This window comes from Pedobacter sp. 01N416, assembly GCF_056399685.1.
In genome coordinates, this window is the sequence record NZ_JBFTRT010000155.1 from 1 (window position 1) to 9,266 (window position 9,266).

The following is a 9,266-nucleotide window of genomic DNA, read 5'->3' on the forward strand; positions in this document are numbered from 1 at the left end:
CCCGAGAGTACCGCATCCGGCCAGGGAAGATCAAACAGGTGGTATTCCTGGCTCTTCCCCGCTGACTTTACCAAATGATAAGGCTGAATCTCCCGCTCAGCAATTAATGTCAGGCTATTGCTTGCACTGTAGAGTGCATCATCCAGGACAGGAACACCATATCCGACAGATCTGAGTAAAAGTTTCCTATCAGTTTCATTCAGTTCATTAAAATCACGGTTCCCAAGCATATTTGCTGTCCAGTCAGCCGAATGAACCATCAGCGCCCGTATGGTCTCCGGCCAGAAACTGGGGTATGCGGCCCTTAACTGAGCGGCCATTTTAGCTGCAAGTCCGGCGGCACCGCTGGTATCTCCGAATGGTAGAAAGGTATACCTGGGATACTCTTTATCAGCTGTCAACAACTTTAGGCTATAGTGATCAGACACTGCCACACCGTCGGTACTGCAATTTCCGCCTTCCATCACAATGTCCGGTTTAATTGGCCACTGGCTTTCCCATAATATGGAAGTTGAATTACTTGGCGCCATTCCACCATTGGGCGCAAGATGCATATAACCTGTTGCAGGATCAATTCGGTCTTTTCGGGTATAGCTGCCAACGGTAACCGCGTTGTACGCCTGTGCAGGATCATGCACTGACTCCATCAGGTTTAAGTCGGGATAGTCTTCGTGGTTCACAGAAACAACGTTTCCGCTGCTCACTATGATCAGTTGCGGCGCAGTAGGATCTAAGGTAGAACCGAATGCGATCTTATCGACGGCTGCAGACCAGGCAGAAGGGCGGCCCTTAAAAGCAAAATCCTTGTCCGTAATGGTTAAACAGAATACCCTTGGGTTAGCAGGCCGGTCGACAAAAGGCGTACTGGCCGCGTACTCAGTAACGGCACCATAGAGTTCGGGATCATTGGGATCAGCGAGGTTAATGATCTTAAAAGACTCCAGTCCGTGCGTGATCCTGATCCTTCCCCTTTCGGCAAGCGCATCAACCATATCGCCATAGAGTGCAAGTCCGGCAACCCCAGTACCGTGTCCGCCATTTGGCCAATCATCGCCGGAGCCCCAATCATCGGGTTTATAAGAATATAAGCGTTCATCGGGTAGAAAACTGCTAATCAAGGGATGTACATTGTTGACGCCACTATCCAAAAGGCAGATTAATACCGAATTTTCATCCAGCGCCACATCGGTACGGCCGATAAGTTCCTCCATCCACTGCGCGTTATCTTCATATTCCTCATCCTTATGGCAGATAAAATCAGCTGTTTCCTGAGGCTTACGGATTTCTGAGAGATTGTCCAACAGCATCAATGAACCTGAAAGTTGCTCGGCTGTTCCCTTTACCAGTCTTACCCGGTGCTCTGCAAAGGCAAGCTCTGAGGATCCGACCAAAACCCCTGCTAAAGCCAGGTTTTCCAGTACCCTCGCTATCCTGAACTGATCATTTCCGGTTTTACGGAACCAAACCTCCCACCACACAACTGCACCCTCATCTGGAAAGGGAAACTCAGGCTCATCCGCCCAGAAAGATTTCAAGGTAGCAGACCTGATATTTTCGATATTGGTAAAAAGCGAGTAATAGCTTGGCCTTCCGGTATCCTGCCCGCGGTAACGGCCATTCTTGGTCAAATAATCCAGTACCTTATCGATAAACATTCCCACGCCGCCTTCGGTCATCATCAGGGTAATGCAATACCTGTATTCCAGCCCGTCCTCGGTTTCCCGAAATTCCTCCCTGATGTTGAGTATCTGAAAAAGCGGATCATCCCGGTCCTGATCCATATTTTTATAGTCCAGCTGAAATCCCCATTCTGAAATAAAATCTACATAAATGGCATCATCACGAACGATCCCTTCGGGCAAGTCGACATCGGCAGGAATATCAAACCGTTGCCTGATGGCCTCCAGTTGGTTAAGAATTCGGTTTCCGTGTAAATTTCTGTTTCTCTGGGCAAGTTCGAGACCACTTCCAAAAGGGGTTCGTGGATAAACGTAGTCCAGGCTCTGGGCAAAGCCCTCGAGTTTAATGTGTCTTTGGGGATTCTGTCTGGCCATATTTGAGAGGTGCTTTTTTAGATAACGATTTTTGTATTTCTAAAGAATCCAGTTTCATTGAACCAGACAAAATCATTTCCTTAATAGCCTCTTCACATGCCTTAGTAATATCCGAATAATTCAGTCCGACAGCCAGTTCGGCTATCTTCGCATAATTCGGTTTCTTTGAGAACGAGAACCCTTTTGTTGCTTTTTTTATTGTATCACTTACCTGCTGCAGGTCGGGCAGCGGATAACTTACCACGTCATCAAATCTGCGAAATAAGGCCCTGTCAAGACTTTCCGGAAGGTTTGTTGCCGCTACGATGATACTGTTGCTTTGATCTTTTTCAATGTTGATCAGAAAACTGTTAAGTACCCTTTTGATCTCCCCAATATCCTGCCCCCTGTCCCTGTGCGAACCAATAGAGTCAAACTCATCGAACAGGTAAACCGCCCTGTGATCTTCCATGGCATCAAAGATCATCCTCAGCTTTGCAATGGACTCACCGAGGTATTTGGACATCAATCCATCCAATCTGATAATATATACAGATAAACCCAGCTCACCGGCAATGGCTTGTGCAGTCATCGTTTTTCCTGTCCCTGGAAGTCCGGTCAGCAGCAGTTTTCTTCTCGGGGAAAGATTGTGTTTCTTCAGCAGCTCCCAATTTTTTTGTTCATGGATCAACTTGGTCAACGCCTCTTTCACAGTAGGCGCCAGTACCATGGCACGAAGGTCTATCCGCGGATTAAAGACCTCGATCAGCTCTTTCAGTTCCCGTTTAGGGGCGGAAATTGAAACAGTTTTCGGTGATTCCAAAAACGCAACAGACTTGTCTTTTTTTGCCTTTTCGATCAATTGCTTCAGCTCCTGGGCGACCATGGTATGTCCCTGCCGCGCCTCGGAAGCCGCAATCTGCATAGCAGTAGCAAAGAAACGATGTTCATCGTCCTCCGCGTAAGATTTAATAAGGCTCTTGATTTGATCTGCTGCTGCCATTTTGCAAAAGTATACATTTTTTAGCTGGCGTTAATATCAAAAGCGCCAAATCTTTAGTCCTATAATATCGTAAATTATTTCTGTATTATCCGCTGTTGCTACACCCTTGTTACATCGGATGCACGGCGTATGACTATAAATTGTTCATCGGAGCTACCTACCATTATAAATCTACGTCGTTATTTTTTCAAGCATCGTAATAACATTTGCATGCTTGCTGGATATCTTAAATTAATTTAAAGCTTCATATGATCTATTGATATCATAGGCTTCGCCTCGCATAAAAGAGTTAAAAAAGTTAATCATAATCTGATCGAGCAAAGGCTGTCCATTGTAAACATCTAGGATAGATGGGAAAAGCTTAATGTAATCGGCAACAAAAACCCCCAACAAAAACATTGAACTTTTTACATTAAAATTCACCAGCCCAAAAAAATGAGAGTCTTCAACTTGAAACATATTGCCAAATTGAAAGACTGAAACATTGGAGGGGTGCGAGCTGAGTGAAAAATATGTGTACATATTATCCATTACCTTTGGCCGGACTCCTGCCCTTTCGATAAACTCCTGAAAGCCAGCCACACCTTTGAGCTGGCCGTTTTCGAATCTGATATTATACTCCTTTCCGGTAATCTTATTATAAATATGATCCTTTTCCCGCTGGGAAAGTTTTTTAAAAAGCGCTGTCTGTTCGATTTCCGATTTCAAATCTTCAATCTGCTGCCTTTCTTTTTTAGCTTTTTCAATTATCTCTTCATTAATCAACGCGGTGGTAAATTTTTGCCGATAGCTTAATCCAGCACTTACCCATAAGTTGTAAAGGATTAGCAGCTCGTCACCTGGTTTGGTCTGTAGATAGATAAGATTGAACATTCCTACGGTTTCAAAAATTGTTCTAACTAAAGAACCTACCACAAGTGGATCTATTATTTTATTCAATTTAGCACCTGTTTTAGAGGTAAACTCAACTCCCTTGATGATCTGCTTTAAGTGTAAGAGCTTGGTAAACAGCATCTGATTGACCAATATTGCGTCTTTCAATTCTCTTGGGGTTTCGGCCTCGGCTTTAAATGCCAATATTGTCTTAAAGAAATATTCCAGAAAAATATCGATCATTTCATCTACATCTTCTTTTGTCTCAAGCCTTGACAAACGTTGATATTCAACCCGTAACTGATCTTTGGTCATTATCTGATTTTATGTGATTTATCCAGTTTACGATGGCAAAGGGATGCAATAGTCATTATTTCTATAGCGTCCTGTTCAGACATTGCCCAATCTGTTTTAGGAACGTGGGCAGTCGTATTCCTAAACATCCCAAAGAAACCGATAAGAAGGTTTGCAAAGCCTTTGTGCTCGCTCACATCGGTTTCAGTTGTGAAATTATTGATGATCAATATTGGAGAGGCGGATGAAAATACCTCGGCAACCAGCTTACCGCCATCATTGGTCAGATTAGCCAGGTCTCGGATGCGGTCCGCCACACCTTTTGTTGTTTCAAATACCGCATGAAAATAATTATCCACTAAAAGCTCAGCCTTACAGTATCTGTAAATGGCCTGGTGAAGCCCCCTGACTTCCAGTTTATCGAGCAGGCTTTCCGCACGCTTCTGAGCCTGATCGATGGTTTTCGCGACAGTTTTCCCCTTGAAGCGGCCTTCAATGGTGTATTCTATTCCAAGGAAAGAAAGTGATTCATTTATAGAGGTGACTATCCCGAAAAAAAAATCGGTACCGAATTTGAGGAACCTGGAGGGGTGTAAGGCAATTTGTATAAACCTTAGGATATCATTGGAATTTTTGGCGTAAAATTGCTTTTGTTCGAAAGCATTTACAAGACGTTTCCACTTGGTAATATCGGGAGTGGGATTTTCTATCTTGCATTCCTGAAGATACCGATTGATATCCGTTCCGGACAAACCGTGACTGATATCTCCCAACGACCTGCAGATTGATTCCAGTACGTGGGGAGGAATTTTCTCAAACACCCTACTCATTCCTAGCTTTTAAAACAGGCTTTATCAATCCTTTTTCTAGATCAAAGAAATGGCTCCCGGAATATTGACATGTCTAAATAGCGTTCCGACAGTCATCCTGTCCTGGGAGCTAATGGGCATGTTTATCAAAAGGCGCTTAGCCCGCAAATCATCCTGGGTGAATTTTACTGGCATTGACTCGTAAAGTGCCATTTCCTTTTCATTAAGAAACCAGCTTTCGCAATCCTTATGGACATATTCACAATCATTGTGTACCGAATAGGAAATGTCGTTTTCGTAATTACTGAAGTTGAGGAACCTGGTGATCTCTGCAAGCTCCAAAAACTCTTCGCGTGTATAATTGGCAGCTGTGATATACTCATGGCCAAATTTCTTTGGTGCGTTGCTATAAAAGTCTGCCCATTTTTTTGGCACACATGCTAATAGTTGTCCCTTGAATTTTGCAAATGTCTTCATAATCCCCCTAGTTTGAAAGTTGGTTAAAAATACTAAAGTTTAACTATTATACCTTTAGCAAACCTTGATAAGTTATTAACAGACCCTTGGGTTCAAAATATTCATAACCAGATAAACTGTGCGGATAAAACTTAAATGACAAGTCATAAAAACAACAAGACCATTCCAATTCCTATTTAAGTTCGGGAAAACCATTCCCATTTTCAGAGATAAATTGCGGCACTGTAACCTTTAACGAGTTTGGATTCAGCAGGGTTTGTATCAGAAAGATTCATTTTCTGGGTATCAATCATTGATTAATAATTTCAGTTCGAAAATTGTCCAGTAACGATCATTTAAGTTTTAAAATAATTTGCAACTTTCGCTAATTCCTGCAAATCAGTCAAGAAAAAATTCGAAACTTGTCCAGTAACGGCTACTGAAACAGTAAAAAGCCTTGAAGTTCGAACTCTTTCAATGAAAGAAGCTCAAATTCAAGGCTTTTTGTTTTTAGCGCATTTTCTATTGAACATCTCAAATATGAGCAGAAACGCCTTATTCGCTAAAACAATGCAATTAACAGTTCGATCCTGCTCGGACAGAACTACTCTGCTTTGTTTCACCTTTATACTGAGTAAACGAGTTTAATGTGGATGAAATCAAGGTTAATTTCCCGTCTGTATAATATTTAGATGAGCATTTTGGCCGACCTAAAATGGACTTAAGCCCTGGGCAAACCTTGCCGCTTTCCATCCTGTATTAATAAAATGACCAGAGAAAAAAGTTCCTGTTTAAGTTTTCTATAATTTGAATTCAGGTGGAGCATGGTGTGTTCCATCTGCTTTTGCTTTATCCCAAGCAATTCTCCATGGCTGTCAACAAGATTTTCTGTTTGCCCCTCTAGTACTTTTATATAATCAATCAGATCCGTATCAGCACTATATTTATCTTGTTCAAGCTTTAAGAATTTTTTACCAACGGCTTTTAGGTCATCAATATACGCTGGGCCGGAGAGCAGTATAAAATGATCATCGAGCAAATGGTGAAGAAAAACCATTTCAATTTTAAAAAAATCGATGTCTGATGCCCAGTGCTTTGCGATAGCATGATATTGGATATAGGCCAGGGAGGTACTATTTATGCTGTTCATTTATGTTTTATTAGGGTGAAATTATGAAGGGAATATCAACATGGGAACGGGATTATACAGCGTGCACTTATCTTTGAAATATTGCTGGGTAAGGGAATTAAAATGAAAATGCTGGTCAACCAGAACTAAGAGGTCGGCCTTCATTTCACTTACCACAACCTCCAGTATATCCATAGATCCGCCTTGATTTAGCATGTTTAGGAAGAGTTTCTTGTAGCCTATATTCAGGCTGATTTCATCATTAAACACCTCTTCTGCCTGATCGGTCTCCATCAGCGGAAGGCCACTGGCTGAAGCGTGTGCAATAACCAGATTAGCATCCCAACAGGTGGCAAGGTCTGCCAGAAACTTTACTGTCCCAATGCCACAGAAACGCAGGTCAGTTAAATACACCATCCGTTTGAGTTCATGCTCAGACCATGAGGAARGAATGATCAGTAGCGGCACCCGAATTTTATGTAGTAGATTATTAATGGCAAGATTAACATTCAGCAAAGCCTGAGGCAGAAATTCATCTAAACCCTTTATAACCATTAAGATTTCGTTTTCGTTGGCCAGCCTATATAGATCCCCCATTTCGAAAGAAAAACTCAGTTCCTGAATTAAGGGTTTAAATCCCGGATAGCGCATTTTTCTTTCAAAAAGATTTTTCATCAGCTTGGAATCGATTGCTACAGAATTCGGCACCTCTGGTAACATTTCTGTCCATCCATATTCATCCGTGGTTAGATTTAGAACCGGCAAATTAGCCAGGATAATATTTACCCCAAGACGTTGCGCCAGAACGAGTGCAAATATGGCAGCATGCTCAGATTCTGAACTATGATCGTTGATGATGATAATGGATTTCATTTGTTATTTGCTTTAAGCTATATGCTAACAGCAAAGGTCGGCATAGCTTAAAGCAAATGAAATGATGGTAGTCACCTTAATGATTGCGGGTGGTCATGAGGCAAGGGTTTACCACAGAAAAAATCAAAAATAAAGTAGTTTTTTAATCGGCCTGACGGTACATCTGCTTATAATAGGCTTCTGCCATTCTCGCTGACTCGAATTCAGGGATGACGCCTTTTATACCACTTTGAACCATATTAAACCACTTTGATGGATCATCATAGTAAGTAGGCAAAACTGTTTTTTCCAGCGCATCCATTAAGTTGGTATTCTCTTTTTTATCTCTTTCCTCCTCGGATAGCAAACTTTCTGCAGGCTCAATAAGAAAACAGTTCTCTCCATTTAGTGCAAACTCAGGAATCCATCCATCTGGAATAGAAAGATTGATAGCGCCATTCATAACCGCTGTCATGCCGCTGGTTCCTGAAGCTTCCCGGTACATTTTTGGATTATTAAGCCACACATCAGCTCCTTTTTTTAGAAGTGAGGATAAACCGAGTTCATAACCAACCAAAACGGCACAATTAGGGAACGCTTTTGTTTTATCAATGATCTGATTGAAGATTTGGTTTGCGCCTGTATCTTCTGGATAGGGTTTTCCTGCCCAAATGATCTGTATAGGATATTTTGAATGCTTTAATAACATCTCGAAACGCGTCCAGTCGTACATCAGCAGATCTGCTCGTTTATATCCGGCAAAACGCCTGGCCCATACCAGGGTGAGCACATTTTCATCAAATAGCTTTCCAGTCTGATCGGCAACTTCCCGAAACAAGAGTGATTTTAATTCCTTTTTCCGGGCTAAAAACGCCTGTTGATTATTCTCATTTACGCGCTGAGCGATAGCCTTATCCTGCCAGTACTTTTGATTCTGTGCATTGGTTATGGAAACAATCTCACATATGCCATCATAGCCTCCCCACATTTCGCGGGCAACTTCACCATGAAGTTTGGAAACAGCGTTTGCTTTGCCAGAAAACTTCAATGCTGCCAGCGTGTAATTAAACTTCTCCCCCTCCAGTCCCAGCACAAATTTAACTTCATGTTCCTGCATATGGTAAAAGAATGACATCTCTTTTAACAGCGAAAAATCATGTTCTTCATTACCCGCAAGCTCAGGGGTGTGGGTTGTAAACCGCATTCTTTTTTTTATCTCTTCGAGATTTTGATATTTTGAATACAGATAAAAATTAAGTGGCACCGCATGCCCTTCGTTCATATGATAATAATCTGGCTGCAGGTTGAGCTGATCCAACAGCATTCCCCCACCAATCCCCAGAATGATTGACTGCGCAATCCGGGTGACCTCGTTTGGGTCATATAGCCGGTGAGTAATGCTTCTACTTATTTCATCATTTTCAGGAAGATCGGTACTCAGCAAAAATAAAGGTGCGGTGCCAAATGTGGCAGGCCGCAATAAAAATGCTTTGACTTTAACGATAGCACTATGTACCGGAACAGAAAGAACAATTCCTGTATCTTCCAGAAACGAATAATCTTTTTGAATGAAGGCTGGAACCATATTGTTATCCTTATCCCTTACCTGGTCATAATAACCGTATTTCCAAAGCATGCCTATGCCCAACAAATTTTGTTTCAATTCGAATGCGCTCCGAAGATGGGATCCGGAGAGAAAACCCAGGCCTCCGCTATAAATTTTAAGGGATTGATCAATGGCAAACTCCATTGAAAAATAGGCTACACTGGTTTGATATTCTGCGTCAGGGCTGTACCCAAAGCGCTCGGTTCTGGTC

The 9,266-nt window shown here is 42.1% G+C and carries 8 protein-coding genes; all 8 read right to left on the reverse strand.

All coding sequences use genetic code 11. The features are described 5' to 3' along the window. On the reverse strand, positions 1–2,054 hold a 2,054-nt coding region (locus AC1DND_RS10500), incomplete at its 3' end, for a S8 family peptidase (protein ID WP_477581438.1). Continuing rightward, entirely contained in the window at positions 2,023–3,036 is a 1,014-nt protein-coding gene (locus AC1DND_RS10505) for an AAA family ATPase (RefSeq protein WP_477581439.1), read from the reverse strand. The genes AC1DND_RS10505 and AC1DND_RS10500, both read right to left, overlap by 32 nt. Before the next feature lie 231 nt (positions 3,037–3,267). Beyond that, positions 3,268–4,224 (reverse strand): DUF5677 domain-containing protein, encoded by a 957-nt coding sequence (locus tag AC1DND_RS10510; RefSeq protein WP_477581440.1) that lies wholly within the window; start codon positions 4,222–4,224, stop codon positions 3,268–3,270. Continuing rightward, a complete protein-coding gene (locus tag AC1DND_RS10515) occupies positions 4,224–5,033 on the reverse strand; it encodes a TIGR02391 family protein (protein ID WP_477581442.1) in 810 nt (269 codons plus the stop codon). The genes AC1DND_RS10510 and AC1DND_RS10515 overlap by 1 nt, the downstream gene beginning before the upstream one ends. 36 nt (positions 5,034–5,069) lie before the next feature. Further along, positions 5,070–5,489: a hypothetical protein gene (locus AC1DND_RS10520; protein ID WP_477581444.1), complete on the reverse strand. Its 420-nt coding sequence runs from the start codon at positions 5,487–5,489 to the stop codon at positions 5,070–5,072. A 700-nt stretch (positions 5,490–6,189) separates the two neighbouring features. After that, entirely contained in the window at positions 6,190–6,618 is a 429-nt protein-coding gene (locus AC1DND_RS10525) for a hypothetical protein (RefSeq protein WP_477581445.1), read from the reverse strand. A 21-nt stretch (positions 6,619–6,639) separates the two neighbouring features. Next, positions 6,640–7,470, reverse strand: coding sequence for a hypothetical protein (locus AC1DND_RS10530; protein ID WP_477581447.1), 831 nt, complete (start codon positions 7,468–7,470; stop codon positions 6,640–6,642). A gap of 142 nt (positions 7,471–7,612) precedes the next feature. Next, positions 7,613–9,266: alpha-glucan family phosphorylase (gene glgP / locus AC1DND_RS10535; protein ID WP_477581449.1), on the reverse strand; the 1,654-nt coding region annotated here is incomplete at its 5' end.

What these genes read in the sequence shown, in the direction of transcription:
- AC1DND_RS10505 (WP_477581439.1), bottom strand. Translation starts at nt 3,036, where the DNA reads ATGGCAGCAGCAGATCAAATCAAGAGCCTTATTAAATCTTACGCGGAG.
- AC1DND_RS10510 (WP_477581440.1), bottom strand. Translation starts at nt 4,224, where the DNA reads ATGACCAAAGATCAGTTACGGGTTGAATATCAACGTTTGTCAAGGCTT.
- AC1DND_RS10515 (WP_477581442.1), bottom strand. Translation starts at nt 5,033, where the DNA reads ATGAGTAGGGTGTTTGAGAAAATTCCTCCCCACGTACTGGAATCAATC.
- AC1DND_RS10520 (WP_477581444.1), bottom strand. Translation starts at nt 5,489, where the DNA reads ATGAAGACATTTGCAAAATTCAAGGGACAACTATTAGCATGTGTGCCA.
- AC1DND_RS10525 (WP_477581445.1), bottom strand. Translation starts at nt 6,618, where the DNA reads ATGAACAGCATAAATAGTACCTCCCTGGCCTATATCCAATATCATGCT.